General features: G+C 57.8%; 17 protein-coding genes and 1 other RNA gene. 6 read left to right on the plus strand and 12 right to left on the minus strand.

The window, feature by feature from the left end; translation table 11 throughout:
- Together BFV63_RS18145 and BFV63_RS18150 are read left to right on the plus strand one after the other, a co-directional pair.
- Positions 1-603: a DsbA family protein gene (locus BFV63_RS18145; RefSeq protein ID WP_045350799.1), complete on the plus strand. Its 603-nt coding sequence runs from the start codon at positions 1-3 to the stop codon at positions 601-603.
- The gene (locus BFV63_RS18150) at positions 593-1,093 is read left to right on the plus strand and encodes a protein disulfide oxidoreductase (protein ID WP_032634255.1); all 501 of its coding nucleotides are present in this window, start codon (positions 593-595) and stop codon (positions 1,091-1,093) included. Before BFV63_RS18145 ends, BFV63_RS18150 begins: the two co-directional genes overlap by 11 nt.
- Before the next feature lie 2 nt (positions 1,094-1,095).
- Here the strand turns inward: BFV63_RS18150 and BFV63_RS18155 are convergent, their stop codons facing one another.
- From BFV63_RS18155 to BFV63_RS18190, 8 genes are all read right to left on the minus strand, one after another.
- Positions 1,096-1,839, minus strand: coding sequence for an SDR family oxidoreductase (locus tag BFV63_RS18155; protein WP_022651814.1), 744 nt, complete (start codon positions 1,837-1,839; stop codon positions 1,096-1,098).
- Between the two features lie 70 nt (positions 1,840-1,909).
- Positions 1,910-4,783: an aminomethyl-transferring glycine dehydrogenase gene (gene gcvP / locus BFV63_RS18160; RefSeq protein ID WP_048242041.1), complete on the minus strand. Its 2,874-nt coding sequence runs from the start codon at positions 4,781-4,783 to the stop codon at positions 1,910-1,912.
- Between the two features lie 124 nt (positions 4,784-4,907).
- Positions 4,908-5,297 carry a glycine cleavage system protein GcvH gene (gcvH, locus tag BFV63_RS18165; protein WP_006811885.1) on the minus strand — a complete coding sequence of 130 codons (390 nt, stop codon included), beginning with the start codon at positions 5,295-5,297 and terminating at the stop codon, positions 4,908-4,910.
- A 23-nt stretch (positions 5,298-5,320) separates the two neighbouring features.
- The gene (gene gcvT, locus BFV63_RS18170) at positions 5,321-6,415 is read right to left on the minus strand and encodes a glycine cleavage system aminomethyltransferase GcvT (protein WP_003860107.1); all 1,095 of its coding nucleotides are present in this window, start codon (positions 6,413-6,415) and stop codon (positions 5,321-5,323) included.
- Positions 6,416-6,812: 397 nt separating this feature from the next.
- Positions 6,813-8,015, minus strand: a complete 1,203-nt coding sequence (ubiI, locus tag BFV63_RS18175) for an FAD-dependent 2-octaprenylphenol hydroxylase (RefSeq protein ID WP_022651816.1) — start codon at positions 8,013-8,015, stop codon at positions 6,813-6,815.
- Positions 8,016-8,027: 12 nt separating this feature from the next.
- On the minus strand, positions 8,028-9,206 hold the full coding sequence (gene ubiH / locus BFV63_RS18180; protein WP_048242043.1) for a 2-octaprenyl-6-methoxyphenyl hydroxylase: 1,179 nt from the start codon (positions 9,204-9,206) through the stop codon (positions 8,028-8,030).
- Complete coding sequence (pepP, locus tag BFV63_RS18185; RefSeq protein ID WP_086527952.1) at positions 9,203-10,516, minus strand: Xaa-Pro aminopeptidase; 1,314 nt, start codon at positions 10,514-10,516, stop codon at positions 9,203-9,205. Before pepP ends, ubiH begins: the two co-directional genes overlap by 4 nt.
- 31 nt (positions 10,517-10,547) lie before the next feature.
- Entirely contained in the window at positions 10,548-11,126 is a 579-nt protein-coding gene (locus tag BFV63_RS18190; protein ID WP_003860099.1) for a YecA/YgfB family protein, read from the minus strand.
- A 167-nt stretch (positions 11,127-11,293) separates the two neighbouring features.
- Here BFV63_RS18190 and zapA point away from each other — a divergent pair, with 167 nt between their 5' ends.
- The 3 genes from zapA to BFV63_RS18205 all read left to right on the plus strand — a co-directional run bounded on the left by zapA (position 11,294) and on the right by BFV63_RS18205 (position 12,469).
- Positions 11,294-11,623, plus strand: a complete 330-nt coding sequence (gene zapA, locus BFV63_RS18195) for a cell division protein ZapA (protein WP_003860096.1) — start codon at positions 11,294-11,296, stop codon at positions 11,621-11,623.
- A gap of 41 nt (positions 11,624-11,664) precedes the next feature.
- A non-coding RNA gene (ssrS, locus tag BFV63_RS18200) (6S RNA) lies at positions 11,665-11,848 on the plus strand.
- A gap of 24 nt (positions 11,849-11,872) precedes the next feature.
- Positions 11,873-12,469: a 5-formyltetrahydrofolate cyclo-ligase gene (locus BFV63_RS18205; protein WP_048242045.1), complete on the plus strand. Its 597-nt coding sequence runs from the start codon at positions 11,873-11,875 to the stop codon at positions 12,467-12,469.
- Positions 12,470-12,571: 102 nt separating this feature from the next.
- On the opposite strand, the gene serA is transcribed toward BFV63_RS18205, so the two are convergent.
- Together serA and rpiA are read right to left on the minus strand one after the other, a co-directional pair.
- Positions 12,572-13,804 carry a phosphoglycerate dehydrogenase gene (gene serA, locus BFV63_RS18210; RefSeq protein WP_003860093.1) on the minus strand — a complete coding sequence of 411 codons (1,233 nt, stop codon included), beginning with the start codon at positions 13,802-13,804 and terminating at the stop codon, positions 12,572-12,574.
- A 266-nt stretch (positions 13,805-14,070) separates the two neighbouring features.
- On the minus strand, positions 14,071-14,730 hold the full coding sequence (rpiA, locus tag BFV63_RS18215) for a ribose-5-phosphate isomerase RpiA (protein WP_003860091.1): 660 nt from the start codon (positions 14,728-14,730) through the stop codon (positions 14,071-14,073).
- 127 nt (positions 14,731-14,857) lie between these two features.
- On the opposite strand from rpiA, the gene argP reads away from it, so the two are divergent.
- Positions 14,858-15,751, plus strand: a complete 894-nt coding sequence (argP, locus tag BFV63_RS18220; protein ID WP_003860089.1) for a DNA-binding transcriptional regulator ArgP — start codon at positions 14,858-14,860, stop codon at positions 15,749-15,751.
- Between the two features lie 48 nt (positions 15,752-15,799).
- Here the strand turns inward: argP and BFV63_RS18225 are convergent, their stop codons facing one another.
- Both BFV63_RS18225 and argO read right to left on the minus strand, forming a co-directional pair.
- The gene (locus tag BFV63_RS18225; RefSeq protein WP_003860087.1) at positions 15,800-16,540 is read right to left on the minus strand and encodes an oxidative stress defense protein; all 741 of its coding nucleotides are present in this window, start codon (positions 16,538-16,540) and stop codon (positions 15,800-15,802) included.
- Positions 16,541-16,632: 92 nt separating this feature from the next.
- Positions 16,633-17,268: an arginine exporter ArgO gene (argO, locus tag BFV63_RS18230; protein ID WP_039269094.1), complete on the minus strand. Its 636-nt coding sequence runs from the start codon at positions 17,266-17,268 to the stop codon at positions 16,633-16,635.
- Positions 17,269-17,292 lie beyond the last annotated feature (24 nt).

Here is a 17,292-nt window from a genome sequence, read left to right on the forward strand (position 1 = left end):
ATGAGAGCCTTAATAGCCTTACTTCTGCTGTCGTTATCAACGTTCGGTTTCGCCGCACCGTCAGATGACGCTTCCAGCGACCAGCTGGCAAAACTGTTGTTTAACGACCCCAACAGCCCGCGAACCGGCGCGGCATCGCCGAAGCTGACCATCGTCTCCTTCACGGACTACAACTGCCCGTATTGCAAGCAGTTCGACCCAATGCTGGAGAAAATCGTGCAGGAAAATCCCGACGTGCAGCTCATCGTCAAACTGCTGCCGTTTAAGGGACAAAGCTCGGTAAATGCCGCGAAAGCGGCGCTCTCGACGTGGCAGCAGGCGCCGGATAAATTCTGGGCGCTGCACCAGCGGCTGATGATGAAAAAGGGCTATCACGATGACGCCAGCATCGCCGCCGCAAAGGTCAAGACCGGAACGGACAGCATTAAAACGGATGATAAAACCTTGGACAGCCTAAAGATGAACCTCATCCTGGCGCAGGTGCTGAATATTCAGGGTACCCCGGCGACCATTATCGGCGACCAGATGGTGGCGGGCGCCATTCCGTATGACGACCTGGAGGGGCTGGTCAAAGAACAGCTGGCAAACGCCCGTGGCAAGTAAGCTTCCGCGCCTGCTGCGCGAGCTGGGCGTGTGGCTGCTGATTGGCGTAGCCGTGAGCCTGGCGGTGGACTATTTCCGCCAGCCCGCGCTGCCGCAGAATTTCTCCGCGACGGCACTGCACACCCTCGACGGTCAGCCCGTCGATCTTATCGCCATGAGTAAGGAGCGACCGCTGCTGGTCTACGTCTGGGCGACATGGTGCGGCGTTTGCCGCTACACCACGCCGTCGGTGGCGGCGCTTGCCGCGGACGGGGGTAACGTGATGTCGGTTGCGCTGCGCTCGGGCGATAACGCGACGCTCGAAACATGGATGAGGAAGAAGAAGGCGATGATGCCCACGGTCAACGACGCCAGCGGAGAACTGGCGCGTGAGTGGGACGTTAAGGTGACGCCAACGCTGGTGGTGATCTCTCACGGTGAGGTGAAGTCGATCACCACCGGCTGGACCAGCGGCTGGGGAATGCGCCTGCGGCTGTGGCTGGCGTCGTAGCGTTACTTCCCGCCAGCCAGCTCCAGGAAGCTACCGGTAACATAGGAGGCTTTGTCGCTCAGCAGCCAGGCAATGGCCTGGGCGACCTCCTCCGGCTGACCGCCACGCTGCATCGGTAACATCGACTTCACCCGATCCACACGCCCCGGCTCGCCGCCGGAGGCGTGAATATCGGTATAAATCAGGCCTGGCCGCACGCAGTTAACGCGAATGCCCTGTGCCGCCACCTCCAGCGCGAGGCCGGTAGTCAGGGAATCCACCGCCCCTTTTGAGGCGGCATAATCCACATATTCCCCCGGCGCGCCCAGCCGTGACGCCGCCGAGGAGACATTCACAATCGCGCCGCCCTTGCCGCCGTGTTTATGCGACATGCGCTTAACCGCTTCACGGCAGCAGAGAAAATAGCCGGTGACGTTGGTAGCCAGCACGCGGTTAATACGTTCAGCGGAGAGGTGTTCGATGGTGGATTGTTCAAACAAAATCCCGGCGTTGTTCACCAGCGCGGCGAGCGGCTCACCTTCGCGATCGATGCTGGCGAACATCGCCATCACCTGCGCCTCATCGCTGATGTCCGCGCGCACGGCAAAGGCTTTACCGCCCGCGTCCACGATCTGATTAATGACCTCTGTCGCGGCTTTGATGTTGTGATGAAAATTCACCGCAACGGTGTAGCCTTCGCTTGCCAGCTGTAGCGCGGTGGCTTTACCAATACCCCGGCTGGCGCCGGTGACCAGTGCAATTGCCATTCTTTTCTCCCAATAAAAAAGCCGGGTAGCGGCTTCGCTTTACCCGGCCTACGTTACTACAGGAACAACGTTACTGGTATTCGCTCATCGGTACGCAGGAGCAGAACAGGTTACGGTCGCCGTAAACATCATCAAGACGTTTCACGGTTGGCCAGTATTTGTTTACCACACCTGCCGGGAAGACAGCCAGTTCGCGGGTATAACCGTGGTTCCACTCTGCCACCAGTTCGTTCTGGGTATGCGGCGCGTTAACCAGCGGGTTATCTTCCAGCGTCCACTCCCCGCCTTTCACGCGGTCGATTTCGCTGCGGATCGCCAGCATGGCGTTGATAAAGCGATCCAGTTCCACCTTGCTTTCAGACTCGGTCGGCTCAACCATCAGCGTTCCCGCAACCGGGAAGGACATGGTTGGCGCGTGGAATCCGTAGTCGATCAGGCGCTTGGCAATATCCAGCTCGCTGATGCCCGTCTCTTCTTTCAGAGGACGAATATCGAGGATGCATTCGTGCGCCACGCGACCGTCGCGGCCGGTATAGAGCACCGGATAGGCGTCCTTCAGACGCGTTGCGATGTAGTTGGCGTTAAGGATCGCTACCTGGCTGGCCTGCTTCAGCCCTTCCGCGCCCATCATGCGGATATACATCCAGCTGATTGGCAGGATAGAGGCGCTGCCGAACGGTGCCGCGGAGACCGCGCCCTGACGGGTCAGCATGCCTTCAATCTGCACCACGCTGTGGCCCGGCACAAACGGTGCCAGGTGCGCTTTCACGCCGATTGGGCCCATCCCCGGGCCGCCACCGCCGTGCGGAATGCAGAAGGTTTTGTGCAGGTTCAGGTGCGACACATCCGCGCCAATAAAGCCCGGAGAGGTGATGCCCACCTGGGCGTTCATGTTTGCGCCGTCGAGGTAAACCTGGCCGCCGAACTGATGCACCACTTCACACACTTCACGGATAGTTTCTTCGTACACGCCATGGGTGGATGGGTAGGTCACCATGATGCAGGAGAGTTTGTCGCCCGCCTGCTCGGCTTTGGCGCGCAGGTCGGCCAGATCGATGTTGCCGTTTTTGTCGCACGCCACAACCACCACTTCCATTCCTGCCATCTGGGCAGAAGCCGGGTTGGTACCGTGGGCGGAGCTTGGGATCAGGCAGATATCGCGATGGCCTTCGTTGCGGCTTTCGTGATAGTGACGGATTGCCAGCAGACCGGCGTATTCACCCTGCGCGCCGGAGTTCGGCTGCATGCAGAGCGCGTCGTACCCGGTCAGCTTCACCAGCCAGTCGGAGAGCTGGTTGATCATCATGTGATACCCTTCCGCCTGCTCAGCCGGGCAGAACGGGTGCAGCTCAGAGAATTCAGGCCAGGTAATTGGGATCATCTCAGCCGCGGCGTTCAGCTTCATGGTGCAGGAGCCCAGCGGGATCATCGCCTGGTTCAGCGCCAGATCTTTACGTTCCAGTGAGTGCATGTAACGCATCATCTCGGTTTCGCTGTGATAGCGGTTGAACACCGGATGAGTCAGGATCGCGTCGTCGCGCAGCATGCTTTCCTGAATGGAGCGGCTGTCGAGCGCAACCTCTTTGTCGAGCGTATCAACGTCCAGACCGTGTGCGTCACCCAGCAATACGTTGAACAGGGTCAGGATATCGTCACGGGTGGTGCTTTCGTCCAGCGTAATGCCGACCGCATTGTGAATGTCGCTGCGCAGGTTGATTTGCGCTGCCTCGGCGCGCGCCAGCACGGCCGCTTTGTCTGCCACCTCGACGCACAGGGTGTCGAAATAGTGTTCATGACGCAGTCTGAGACCTTTCTGTTGCAGACCGCAGGCCAGGATATCGGCCAGACGGTGGATGCGGCTGGCAATGCGCTTCAGGCCAGCCGGACCGTGGAACACCGCGTACAGGCTGGCAATGTTAGCCAGCAGTACCTGCGAGGTACAGATGTTGGAGTTCGCTTTCTCGCGGCGGATATGCTGCTCGCGGGTCTGCATCGCCATGCGCAGCGCGGTGTTACCGGCGGCATCTTTCGATACGCCGATAATACGGCCTGGCATGGAGCGTTTAAATTCATCTTTCGCGCCAAAGAACGCCGCGTGCGGGCCGCCGTAGCCCATCGGCACGCCGAAACGCTGGGCTGAGCCGAAGACAATATCCGCGCCCTGTTTACCTGGCGCCGTCAGCAGCACCAGCGCCATAAAATCAGCGGCGACGCTAACAATAATCTTACGGGATTTCAGCTCGGCGATCAGTGCGCCGTAGTCGTGTACTTCCCCGGTGGTGCCCACCTGCTGCAACAGCACGCCGAAGACGTCCTGGTGATCCAGCACTTTTTCAGCGTCGTCGACAATCACCTCAAAGCCGAAGGTTTCCGCACGGGTGCGCACCACGTCCAGCGTCTGGGGATGCACGTCCGCCGCGACGAAGAAGCGATTGGCGTTTTTCAGTTTGCTCACGCGCTTCGCCATCGCCATCGCTTCGGCGGCGGCGGTGGCTTCATCCAGCAGCGAGGCAGAGGCGATATCCATACCGGTCAGATCCAGCGTCACCTGCTGGAAGTTCAGCAGCGCTTCCAGACGGCCCTGGGAGACTTCTGGCTGATACGGGGTATAAGCGGTGTACCAGCCCGGGTTTTCCAGCATGTTACGCAGGATCACCGGCGGTAACTGCACGTTGGTGTAGCCCATGCCAATGTAAGACTTATAGCGCTTGTTAAGGCCGGCGATGGCCTTCAGCTCCGCCAGCGCGGCGAACTCCGTCGTGGACTCGCCTACCTGCGGCGGCGTGGCAAGCTGGATGTCTTTTGGCACGATCTGGCCGATCAGTGCGTTTAATGAATCCGCGCCAACTGTCTTCAGCATCTCCTGCTGTTGCTGAGCATCCGGCCCAATGTGACGTTCAATGAAGGCGCCACGGTTTTCAAGCTGGCTTAAAGTCTGTGTCATGAGCGATGGTTCCTGAAACGTGCAGTGAATGTGTTTTCTCCCTCTCCCTAAGGGAGAGGGCTGGGGTGAGGGTATCGTCTGTTCCCCTCACCCTACCCTCTCCCCAAGGGGAGAGGGAAATGGCTTATTCGTCTTCCAGTAGTGCTTCGTACGCGGTCGCATCCAGCAGCGCGGCAACCTGCGCTTCGTCGCTGGCTTTGATCTTGAAGATCCAGCCGCCTTCATACGGTTCGCTGTTCACCAGCTCCGGGGAGTCGCTGAGCGCGTCGTTCACGGCAACAATTTCACCGCTTACCGGGGCGTAGATGTCAGAGGCCGCTTTAACGGATTCCGCCACCGCACAGTCATCGCCTGCGCTCACGGTTGCGCCCACTTCCGGCAGGTCAACAAACACCATGTCGCCCAGCAGCTCCTGCGCGTGCTCGGTGATCCCAACGGTGTAAGTGCCGTCCGCCTCTTTGCGCAGCCACTCGTGTTCTTTGCTGTATTTCAGTTCTGCTGGCACATTGCTCATTGAAGTTCTCCTGATAAAAATAGTTAGGCGACCGGCTTACCGGCGCGAACAAAAATCGGTTTGGTCACGTTGACCGGCATTTCGCGGTTGCGGATCTGCACCACCGCCGTTTCGCCAATCCCCGCCGGCACGCGTGCCAGGGCAATACTGTAGCCGAGCGTCGGGGAGAACGTTCCGCTGGTGATCACGCCTTCGCGATGATTGCCATCGGCATCGGTGAAGCGCACCGGCAGCTCGCCGCGCAGCACGCCTTTTTCTTTCATCACCAGGCCTACCAGCTGTTCAGTGCCCTTCTCGCGCTGCATCTCCAGCGCTTCACGACCAATAAAATCACGGTCAGCCGGTTCCCATGCGATGGTCCAGCCCATGTTGGCGGCCAGCGGAGAGACGCCTTCGTCCATCTCCTGACCGTAGAGGTTCATCCCCGCTTCCAGACGCAGCGTATCGCGCGCGCCCAGGCCCGCAGGCTTCACACCTGCCTCCACCAGCGCACGCCAGAAATCAGCGGCCTTCTCGTTTGGCATGGCAATTTCATAGCCCGCTTCACCGGTGTAGCCGGTGGTGGCGATAAACAGATCCCCCGCCTGCACGCCGAAGAATGGCTTCATGCCTTCGGTGGCTTTGCGCTGCTCGTCGCTAAACAGAGACGCGGCTTTCGCCTGGGCGTTTGGCCCCTGTACGGCAATCAGCGACAGATCGTCACGGACAGTGATGTCAATGGCGTAAGGTTCAGCGTGTTGGGAAATCCAGGAGAGGTCTTTTTCGCGGGTGGCGGAGTTTACAACGAGGCGGAAGAAATCTTCGGTGAAGTAGTAGACGATGAGGTCGTCAATCACGCCGCCAGAGGCATTGAGCATACCGGTATAGAGCGCTTTGCCCGGCGTCTTCAGTTTGGCGACGTCGTTTGCCAGCAGATAACGCAAAAACTCCCGGGTGCGACTACCGCGCAGGTCGACAATCGTCATATGAGACACGTCGAACATACCGGCATCGGTGCGCACCGCGTGGTGCTCATCAATCTGCGAGCCGTAGTGTAGCGGCATCATCCAGCCGTGGAAGTCCACCATGCGGGCACCGCATAACACGTGCTGTTCGTACAAAGGAGTCTGTTGAGCCATCTTTTCCTCGTTGAAAAATTCACCGTGAAACCCGGTGTCGGCCTCGCGATCGGGGGCCGACGCAAACGTTCTCTTTTACCTGAACTTACCACCTAAACCGGCGGTTAACCATAAGGTAAAACGGGTCATCACATTAGCTTATGACCAAAAATCGCTGAAAAGCCTACAGAGTTATTCACTGGGAAAATGCGATTAAACCCGCATAAAATTAACAATGATCTAACAGGATTTAGCAGATGCTGATATTTCATGCGGAAAAATGGGCCGAATTTCCGTAACATAAAAATAGTAAGATTAGATTTTCTAATGCGAAAAATGACGTGAAATTAGATTATTTCAAACGAGGGAATTTCCCCGGCGCGCAGGCCGGGAAAATAAAGTGTGACGGGGATCGAGACTAACGTAACCAGTCGGGAAGATCGTTGAGGCCCATTGCCTGACGAAGAAGCTGCGGTTTTACGCCGGGAAGGGTGTCGGCCAGTTTGAGGCCAATATCGCGCAGCAGTTTTTTCGCCGGGTTCGCTCCGGCAAACAGCTCGCGGAAGCCCTGCATACCCGCCAGCATCATCGCCGCACTGTGTTTGCGGCTGCGCTCGTAGCGACGCAGATACAGATGCTGACCAATATCTTTGCCTTCCCGATGCAGGCGACGCAGCTCTTCAACCAGCTCAGCCGCGTCCATAAAGCCGAGGTTCACTCCCTGCCCGGCCAGCGGATGAATGGTATGCGCCGCATCCCCCACCAGCGCCAGACGGTGCGCGGCAAACTGACGCGCGTAGCGACCGGTTAACGGAAACGTCTGGCGTTCGCTTTCAAGCCCGCACAGGCCCAGACGGTTATCAAACGCCACGCATAGCGCCTGACTGAAGGCATCCGGCGTCGTCTCCTGCATCTGCTGCGCTTTCTCCGGCTCTAAGGACCAGACGATGGAGCAGAGATGCGGATCGGCAAGCGGCAGGAAGGCCAGAATGCCGTCATTATGGAAAATCTGGCGCGCCACGCCGCCGTGCGGCTCTTCGGTGCGGATTGTGGCCACCAACGCGTGATGACGGTAATCCCAGAAAGTCAGCGGAATATCCGCTTTGTTACGGAGCCAGGAATTAGCGCCGTCGGCACCCACTACCAGACGCGCAGTCAGCATATCGCCACTTTCAAGAGTGATAAACGCGTCGTTTTCGCCCCACGCCACCTGATGAAGTTTCGCCGGTGCGATCAGCGTGACGTCGCTGCACTGCTGCGCTTTCTGCCACAGCGCGTGGTGGATCACCGCGTTTTCAACGATATGTCCAAGGTGGCTGTAACCCATGCTTTCATCGTCAAACGCGATACGGCCAAAGCTGTCTTTGTCCCACACTTCCATCCCGTGATAGCAACTGGCACGGAGCGCCACGATTTCAGACCAGACGCCAAGGTGCGTCAGTAGCTTTTCGCTGGCGGCATTGATCGCCGAGACGCGAAGCTCTGGCGGTGCATCCTGCGCCACAGGCTGCGGCGCTTTTTGCTCAAGCACGGCCACGCGCAGGCCGCTGCCCTGTAAACCACAAGCCAGCGCCAGTCCTACCATTCCGCCGCCCACAATGGCGACATCAACATTTTGCACGGTCAATACTCCTTAACGCGCGACCCAACCCAGGGTCCGCTGCGCCAGCACGTCACGTGCCGGAATGAACAGTTCCATCGCCATAAGCCCAAGGTTGCGACCCGCAACCAGCGGTGCCCAGCGATTGGCAAACAGGTGGACTAAACCGTCGGTGACGCCAATGGTCGCCGCTTTGTCCGCCTGGCGTCGTTTCTGGTAATGGCTCAGCACTGAGTATGCGCCACAATCCTGTTGTTCGCTCCACGTCCGGGCCAGGAGCTCGGCCAGGCTCATCACGTCACGGAGGCCAAGGTTGAAGCCTTGCCCGGCGATGGGGTGTAGCGTCTGCGCGGCGTTGCCGACCAGGGCGACGCGATGGGAGACAGTCTGCGATGCGGTCGTCAGCGCAAGCGGATAGGCCACGCGTTTTCCGGCGTGGGTGATGCGCCCAAGCCGCCAGCCGAAGGCCTTTTGCAGCTCGGAACAAAAACGTTCGTCGGACCAGGAGAGAACCTCATCGGCCCGATCCTGCGCATGGCACCATACCAGCGAGCAGCGCCCGTTCGACATCGGCAGCATGGCCAGCGGGCCGTGCTCCGTGAAGCGCTCAAATGCCCTGCCGTTATGCGCGCCAGCCGTAGAGACATTAGCGATGACCGCCGCCTGTCCATAGGGTTCAGAGCGCCATTCGACGCCGCACTGCGTGGCGATCGCGGAGCGTGAACCATCTGCCGCCACCAGCAGTTGCCCCTCCAGCGTGGTGCCGTTGTCCAGCGTCACGCTGACGGCCTCGTCACGGCGGCTGAAGCTGGCGACGCGCGCCGGACAGTGCAGCGTAACGCCAGGGGCATCCTGTAACAGACGGAACAGCCGCAGCCCCACGTCATGCAGCTCGACGACCTGCCCCAGTGCCTCAATTCGGTAATCGTGGGCATCCAGCGTCACAAACCCGGCGTGGCCGCGATCGCTGACGTGAACGGTGCCGATTGCCGTCGCGCAGTCCGCTATCGCCTGCCAGATGCCAATGCGCGCAAGCTGCTGGCAGGTTCCCTGGGCCAGCGCGATGGCGCGGGCATCGAAGCCGGGATGATCGGCCGCCTGCGGCGTAACCGCCTCAACAAGATGCACCGGAAGCTGGCCTTTGGTTAACTGCGAAATGGCCAGCGCCAGAGTAGCGCCGGTCATGCCTCCGCCAACGATGATCACGCTCATACGCGTGCCGCCGCCATCAGCGCCTCGATGTCGTCGGCTTTTTTCACCACGGTCGCGGTCAGGTTTTCGTTACCGGTTTCGGTGATGACGATGTCATCTTCAATACGAATGCCGATCCCGCGGTACTGTTCTGGCACGTCGGCATCCGGCGCGATGTACAGCCCAGGCTCGACGGTCAGCACCATGCCTGGCTCCAGCACGCGCGAACGTTCCGGTCCGTATGCCCCGACGTCATGCACATCCAGCCCCAGCCAGTGGCTCAGGCCGTGCATAAAGTACGGACGATGGGCGTTTTCGGTTATAAGGGTGTCCACATCGCCTTTCAAAATGCCGAGCTTTACCAGCCCGGTAATCATGATGCGCACCACCTCGCCCGTAACCTCCTGGATGGAGGTGCCAGGGCGGAACAGCGTCAGCGCGGTCTCCAGAGACTCAAGCACGATGTCATAGATTTCACGCTGCGCGGTGGTGAATTTACCGTTCACCGGGAAGGTACGGGTGATGTCGCCCGCGTAACCCTGATATTCACAGCCCGCGTCAATCAGCACCAGATCGCCGTCGCGCAGTTCACTTTCGTTTTCGGTGTAGTGCAGAATGCAGCCGTTTTCACCGCCGCCTACGATGGTGTTATAGGACGGGAAGCGCGCGCCGTGACGGTTAAATTCATGGTGAATTTCGCCTTCAAGCTGGTACTCGAACATACCGGGACGGCACTTTTCCATGGCGCGGGTATGCGCCAGGGCGCTGATTTCGCCCGCGCGGCGCATCACGTTCAGCTCTTCTTCAGACTTAAACAGACGCATCTCATGCACCATCGGACGCCAGTCCGTCAGGGTGGCGGGTGCAGACAAATTCTGACGTGAGCCTTTACGCAGCTTATCCAGCGCGGTGAAGACAATGTCATCCGCATACGCGTATTCGCCCTGCGCGTGATAGAGCACGTCCAGGCCATTCAGCAGTTGGTAAAGCTGCTGGTTGATTTCGCTGTAGGCCAGCGCACGGTCCACGCCCAGTTTTTCCGGCGCCGCCTCCTGCCCTAAGCGGCGGCCAAACCAGATTTCCGCGGTCAGATCGCGCACGCGGTTAAAAATCACGCTGTGGTTGTGGGTGTCATTGCTTTTAATCAGCACCAGTACCGCTTCCGGCTCGTTAAACCCGGTGAAGTACCAGAAATCACTGCTCTGGCGATAGGGGTATTCGCTGTCGGCGCTGCGCGTCACTTCCGGCGCGGCGAAAATCAGGGCAGCGCTTCCCGGCTGCATTTTTGCCAGCAGCGCCTGACGACGGCGAGAATACTCTTGACTGGAGATAACCATGACACCCTCCTGTGCGTTATTTTTCTTAGTGTAATGTTGGCTTGCGAACTTCCGGCGCGGTCGGCTGCGAGCGCGTAAAGTTGTCGTGGCACAGCAGAGACGCCACGCGCACGTACTCGATAATCTCTTCGAGAGACATTTCCAGCTCTTCCTGGTCTTCGTCTTCATCGTAGCCGAGCTGGGCGATATTACGCAGATCGTCGATCGCTTCACCCGCTTCGCCGGTCACTTTATCCAGTTTAGGCTGGGTTACGCCCAGGCCAAGAAGATAGTGGTTTACCCAACCCGCGAGCGCATCGGCGCGATCGAAGACGCTGACATCGTCGCCTTCAGGCAGATAAAGCTGAAAAAGAAAGCCATCGTCTTCCAGGGAATCGCTGGTTGCGGCGTGCATTTTACGCAGCGCTTCCGCCAGTTCGTGGCCAAACGCCAGCCCTTCGTTGGTGAGGTCGTGGATCAGCGGCTGCCATGAGCTGTCGCTGTTTCCGCCGCACAGTATGCCGCTGATCAGACCGTGCATTTCGGCAGGGGTCAGACCGACTCCCTGCTGGTTCAGTAACTGGTTTAAATCCTTGTAACCAGGCATTTCGTTCTGTATAGACATACGCATTCGTCATCAAAGGGAGGATATTCATGATATGCTACCACTTTGGACCCTGGTGATACCAGAAAAGGGCTTGTATCTTCACATCAGGGTAGCTATAGTGTCGCCCCTTCGCAGCCCCCGGGGCAGTAAGCGAAGGCAGCGCAGTCAATCAGCAGGAAGGTGGCATGTCTGCACAACCCGTCGATCTCCAGATTTTTGGCCGTTCACTGCGAGTGAATTGTCCGCCTGAACAAAGGGATGCCTTGAATCAGGCTGCGGACGATTTGAATCAGCGGTTGCAAGATCTAAAAGAACGCACTAGAGTCACAAATACTGAGCAGCTGGTTTTCATCGCCGCGTTGAACATCAGCTATGAACTGACTCAGGAAAAAGCGAAGACCCGCGATTACGCGGCAAGCATGGAGCAGCGCATTAAAATGCTCCAGCAGACCATAGAACAGGCATTGCTTGATCAAGGTCGCAGTCCCGAAAGACCGGGACCAAAGTTTGAATAACACTTCTCAGTTGACTATGGTAGAGTAACTGTGAAGACAAAATTTCTCTGAGATGTTCGCAAGCGGGCCAGTCCCCTGAGCCGATATTTCATACCACAAGAATGTGGCGCTCCATGGTTGGTGAGCACGCTCGGTCCGTCCGAGAAGCCTTAAAACTATGACGACACATTCACCTTGAACCAAGGGTTCAAGGGTTACAGCCTGCGGCGGCATCTCGGAGATTCCCTCTCTTTTCTTCTACCGACTACCATGACTCAATTCCCTGAAGTTTCTGCTTCACGCCAGGACATCCGTCAGCTTATTCGCCAGCGTCGTCGCGCCTTAAGCGCCGAGCAACAGGCACATTTTGCCCAGCAGGCCGCCGCCCGCATGATGGCCTATCCGCCTGTGGTGATGGCAAACACCGTCGCCCTGTTTCTCTCGTTTGATGGTGAGCTGGATACCCAACCGCTTATCGACCAGCTCTGGCGCGCCGGGAAAAAAGTTTATCTGCCGGTGCTACATCCCTTTAGCCGAGGCAATCTGCTGTTTCTGCACTACCATCCGCACAGCGAGCTGGTGGTAAATCGTCTGAAAATCACCGAACCCAAACTCGACGTGCGCGACGTGCTGCCGCTATCTGAACTGGATGTGCTGATTACGCCGCTGGTGGCGTTTGACGAGCAGGGCCAGCGATTAGGCATGGGCGGGGGGTTCTATGACAGGACGCTGCAAAACTGGCAGCAGTACGGATTGCAGCCGGTGGGGTATGCGCATGATTGCCAGGGCGTGGAGGTATTATCCGTAGAGAAATGGGATGTGCCGTTGCCGGCGGTGGTGACGCCCAGTAAAACCTGGACCTGGTAGAATAAAGCCGGGTGGCGGCTACGCCTTACCCGGCCTACATAAATCCTCGAACATTGTAGGTCGGGTAAGCGTAAGCGCCACCCGACACCACAGACCGCACCATCAGTACAGCAGACGCGCGCGAATCGTCCCCGGAATGGCCTTCATGCTCTGCAATGCTTTCTCGGCGATGTCTTCATCCGCTTCAATATCAATAACCACATAACCCATCTGCGAGTTAGTTTGCAGATACTGCGCAGCAATGTTAACGCCCTGCTCGGCAAAGATCTGGTTGATGGCGGTCAGCACGCCAGGACGGTTTTCGTGGATGTGCAGCAGACGACGCCCACCGTGCAGCGGCAGAGACACCTCCGGGAAGTTCACCGCAGAGAGCGTTGAACCGTTGTCGGAATATTTGCTCAACTTACCCGCCACTTCCAGGCCGATATTCTCCTGCGCTTCCTGAGTAGAACCGCCGATGTGCGGCGTCAGGATCACGTTGTCGAACTCGCACAGCGGAGAGGTGAACGGATCGCTGTTAGTGGCCGGTTCCGTCGGGAACACGTCAATCGCCGCACCCGCCAGATGTTTACGCTTCAGCGCGTCGCACAGTGCAGGAATATCGACCACCGTACCGCGCGCGGCGTTGATCAGCAGAGAGCCCGGCTTCATCAGCGCCAGCTCTTCTGCGCCCATCATGTTTTTGGTGGACGCATTTTCCGGCACGTGCAGGCTTACCACGTCGCTCATGTTCAGCAGGTCAGAAAGATGCTGCACCTGCGTCGCGTTACCCAGCGGCAGCTTGCTTTCGATATCGTAAAAATAGACATGCATACCGAGAGATTCCGCCAGAATCCCCAACTGGGTACCGATGTGGCCATAGCCGATGATACCCAGTTTTTTCCCACGGGCTTCGTAGGAGCCCGCAGCCAGCTTATTCCACACGCCGCGGTGCGCTTTGGCGTTAGCCTCCGGAATGCCGCGAAGCAGCAGCAGCAGCTCGCCAATTACCAGCTCCGCCACGGAACGGGTGTTAGAGAACGGCGCGTTAAAGACCGGGATACCGCGTTTTGCGGCGGCATTCAGATCAACCTGGTTGGTGCCGATGCAGAAACAGCCAATCGCCACCAGCTTTTCCGCCGCAGCAATAACGTCTTCAGTCAGTTGGGTACGGGATCGCAGGCCAATGAAATGGGCATCACGGATGGACGCTTTCAGCTCTTCGGTATCGAGCGCGCCTTTGTGAAATTCGATGTTGGTGTAACCTGCCGCACGAAGGCTATCGATTGCTTTTTGATGCACGCCCTCGACCAGCAGGAATTTAATCTTGTCTTTCTCCAGTGATACCTTTGCCATTTACCCGACCCTGTTTTTGTCTGAACTGATGTTGTGCTGGATATAAATCCGCTGTAGCCAACATATCAAAAAAAACTATTGCAGCAATATGAACGTTTGCGTCAGTACGCTGAAGGAAAGTCATACAGCGCAAAATGGCAGAGGAAAATGCTATGGAAATTTACAAACGCGGAAGGATCGGCAAAAGAGACATAAAAACGTGACACAAGTCACCGAATTTAGCGTTTCAAAAATTTTTTAGCGGGGGGAGGACTCCCCCCGTCAGATCATTTTACGATGGTTTTCACGCCGTCAGCGGTGCCGATCAGCGCCACATCCGCGCCACGGTTGGCAAATAACCCTACGGTAACAACGCCTGGAATGCCGTTGATCGCATTTTCCAGCGCAATGGCATCGAGGATCTCAAGGCCGTGAACGTCGAGGATCACGTTGCCGTTGTCGGTCACCACACCCTGACGGTATTCCGGACGACCGCCCAGCTTCACAAGTTGACGGGCAACCGCGCTGCGCGCCATCGGGATCACTTCGACCGGCAGCGGGAAATTCCCCAGAATGTCGACCTGCTTGGAGGCGTCCGCGATGCAGATGAACTTATCCGCCACGGAAGCGATGATTTTTTCGCGGGTCAGCGCCGCGCCACCGCCTTTGATCATCTGCATGTGGCCGTTGATTTCATCCGCGCCATCAACGTAAATGCCCAGACGGTCCACTTCGTTGAGGTCGAAAACGGTGATGCCGAGGCTTTTCAGCTTTTCCGTGGAAGCATCGGAGCTGGAAACCGCGCCCTCGATCTGCCCCTTCATCGTGCCCAGCGCATCGATAAAGTGCGCCGCCGTCGACCCCGTACCAACACCGACAATGGTACCCGGCTGTACGTACTGGAGAGCGGCCCATCCTACTGCTTTTTTCAGTTCATCCTGCGTCATGATCGTTTTGCCTGTGGTGTGAAAACTCAGGGCGCATTATAGAACACGTCGAATGGATTTCGTCTGCCACGAAGGGAAAATTGTGTCATAGTGCAGATTAAGCAAAATTAAGGAGTCAGCCAGAGCAATGAAACGTCCGGACTACAGAACACTACAGGCACTTGATGCAGTTATTCGTGAACGCGGTTTTGAGCGCGCGGCGCAAAAGCTGTGCATCACCCAGTCCGCCGTATCACAGCGTATCAAACAGCTTGAAAACATGTTCGGGCAGCCGCTGCTGGTGCGTACCGTACCGCCGCGTCCGACAGAGCAAGGACAAAAGCTCCTCGCCCTGCTGCGTCAGGTTGAACTGCTGGAAGATGAATGGCTGGGCGATGAACAAACCGGCTCCACGCCGCTGCTGCTGTCGCTGGCGGTGAACGCCGACAGTCTGGCAACCTGGCTGCTGCCGGCCCTTGCGCCGGTGCTGGCCGACTCCCCAATCCGCCTGAACCTTCAGGTTGAAGACGAGACCCGCACTCAGGAACGCCTGCGCCGTGGCGAAGTGGTTGGGGCGGTCAGTATTCAGCCGCAGGCGCTGCCAAGCTGTCTGGTGGATCAGCTGGGCGCGCTGGATTACCTGTTTGTCGGTTCAAAAGCCTTTGCCGAGCGCTACTTCCCGAACGGCGTGACTCGCGCCGCGCTGCTGAAAGCCCCTGCCGTCGCGTTCGACCATCTGGACGATATGCATCAGGCCTTCCTGCAACAAAACTTCGATTTGCCGCCGGGCAGCGTGCCGTGTCATATCGTTAACTCGTCCGAAGCCTTCGTACAGCTCGCGCGTCAGGGCACGACCTGCTGCATGATCCCGCATTTGCAGATTGAGAAAGAGTTGAAAAGTGGTGAGCTGATTGATTTAACCCCGGGGCTGTATCAGCGCCGGATGCTCTACTGGCACCGTTTTGCCCCGGAAAGCCGCATGATGCGCAACGTCACCGACGCGCTACTGGCGTTTGGGCATAAGGTGTTGAGACAGGATTAATCGCTTGAATTCCCTCTCCCTGTGGGAGAGGGTTAGGGTGAGGGCAAACTACTGCGCCTTAGCCGCCTCAGTTTGCTGAGTTTGAGTTGGCTCCAGCTGGAACACCACATCAACCTGATCGTCGAACTGAATGGTTGGCTGCTCGTAGGTTTCCTGAGCAGAAACCGGCGCGGCGTCCGCCTTCATCATCCGCACCATCGGGCTTGGCTGGTAGTTTGAAACGTGGTAACGGACGCTGTAAACCGGACCGAGCTTGCTCTTGAAGCCGGATGCCAGCTGCTGCGCCTGATGAATGGCATCATCAATTGCCGCTTTACGCGCTTCGTCTTTATATTTTTCCGGTTGCGCAACGCCCAGCGAGACGGAACGAATTTCGTTCAGCCCTGCCTTCAGCGCACCATCCAGCAATCCGTTGAGCTTATCAAGCTGGCGTACAGTCACTTCCACAGTACGCACGGCGCGATAGCCTTTCAGGATGCTTTTGCCGTTCTGGTAGTCGTAATCCGGTTGGGTACGCAGGTTCGCAGAGCTGATGTCTTTTTTCGCGACACCGTTCTGTTCCAGGAAAGAGAGGTATTGCGCAACACGATCGTCTGCCTGTTTCTTGGCGGAAGCAGCATCTTTCGCCGCCACGTTCACTTCAATTGCCAGGGTTGCAACATCGGGTACCGCATCCACACTTGCCGTGCCTGAAGTGACAATGTGCGGGCCGTTTGGCAGTTCATTCGCCTGCACCGACACCGCACCTAAACTTACTAATGCCGCCAGGGCCATCACCTTAAACTTCACTGTCATTCCTCCATGTTGCGAAGAGTGCCCTGTTAACAGGGCTCATGCCAGCAAGCTTAGCGGGTCTTGTTCAGATGTCCATAAGACAACGCTTAGTTGAACAATCCCTGTACGTGATGAATGCCCTCTTTCGCCAACTGGAAGGCAATAAACCACATCACCAGCCCCACCAGGGTATTGATAATGCGCTGCGCTTTGGCGGTACGCAGTCGTGGTGCCAGCCATGCCGCCAGGATCGCAAGACCAAAGAACCAGAGGAAGGAGGCGCTGACCGTACCGAGCGCAAACCAGCGTTTCGGCTCAACGTCCAGCTGTCCGCCCAGGCTGCCCAGCACCACAAAGGTATCAAGGTAGACGTGCGGGTTAAGCCACGTTACGGCGAGCATGGTGACGATAATCTTCCAGCGCCCCTGCTTCATCACTTCGGCGCTCGCCAGCTCAAGATTGCTGCTCATGGCCGTTTTCAGGGCACCAAACCCGTACCACAGCAGAAACGCTACGCCGCCCCAGGTAACCAGCGCCAGCAGCCACGGCGACTGCATCAACAGGGCGCTGCCGCCAAAAATCCCGGCGCAAATCAGCAGCAGATCGCTCACCGCACACAGCAGGGCAATCATCAGATGATACTGGCGGCGAATGCCCTGGTTCATCACGAACGCATTTTGTGGACCAAGGGGAAGGATCATGGCCGCACCTAACACAAGCCCCTGAAAATAATAAGATAACATGACGTAATTCTCGCAGAGTTGTCC

The organism is Enterobacter hormaechei subsp. xiangfangensis, assembly GCF_001729785.1.
Classification (GTDB): Bacteria; Pseudomonadota; Gammaproteobacteria; order Enterobacterales; family Enterobacteriaceae; genus Enterobacter; species Enterobacter hormaechei_C.

Bases quoted from the DNA above. Each gene is read 5' to 3' on its own strand.
- BFV63_RS18145 (WP_045350799.1), top strand. From the start codon at position 1: ATGAGAGCCTTAATAGCCTTACTTCTGCTGTCGTTATCAACGTTCGGT.
- BFV63_RS18155 (WP_022651814.1), bottom strand. From the start codon at position 1,839: ATGGCAATTGCACTGGTCACCGGCGCCAGCCGGGGTATTGGTAAAGCC.
- gcvP (WP_048242041.1), bottom strand. From the start codon at position 4,783: ATGACACAGACTTTAAGCCAGCTTGAAAACCGTGGCGCCTTCATTGAA.
- gcvH (WP_006811885.1), bottom strand. From the start codon at position 5,297: ATGAGCAATGTGCCAGCAGAACTGAAATACAGCAAAGAACACGAGTGG.
- gcvT (WP_003860107.1), bottom strand. From the start codon at position 6,415: ATGGCTCAACAGACTCCTTTGTACGAACAGCACGTGTTATGCGGTGCC.
- ubiH (WP_048242043.1), bottom strand. From the start codon at position 9,206: ATGAGCGTGATCATCGTTGGCGGAGGCATGACCGGCGCTACTCTGGCG.
- BFV63_RS18190 (WP_003860099.1), bottom strand. From the start codon at position 11,126: ATGTCTATACAGAACGAAATGCCTGGTTACAAGGATTTAAACCAGTTA.
- zapA (WP_003860096.1), top strand. From the start codon at position 11,294: ATGTCTGCACAACCCGTCGATCTCCAGATTTTTGGCCGTTCACTGCGA.
- BFV63_RS18205 (WP_048242045.1), top strand. From the start codon at position 11,873: ATGACTCAATTCCCTGAAGTTTCTGCTTCACGCCAGGACATCCGTCAG.
- serA (WP_003860093.1), bottom strand. From the start codon at position 13,804: ATGGCAAAGGTATCACTGGAGAAAGACAAGATTAAATTCCTGCTGGTC.
- rpiA (WP_003860091.1), bottom strand. From the start codon at position 14,730: ATGACGCAGGATGAACTGAAAAAAGCAGTAGGATGGGCCGCTCTCCAG.
- argP (WP_003860089.1), top strand. From the start codon at position 14,858: ATGAAACGTCCGGACTACAGAACACTACAGGCACTTGATGCAGTTATT.
- argO (WP_039269094.1), bottom strand. From the start codon at position 17,268: ATGTTATCTTATTATTTTCAGGGGCTTGTGTTAGGTGCGGCCATGATC.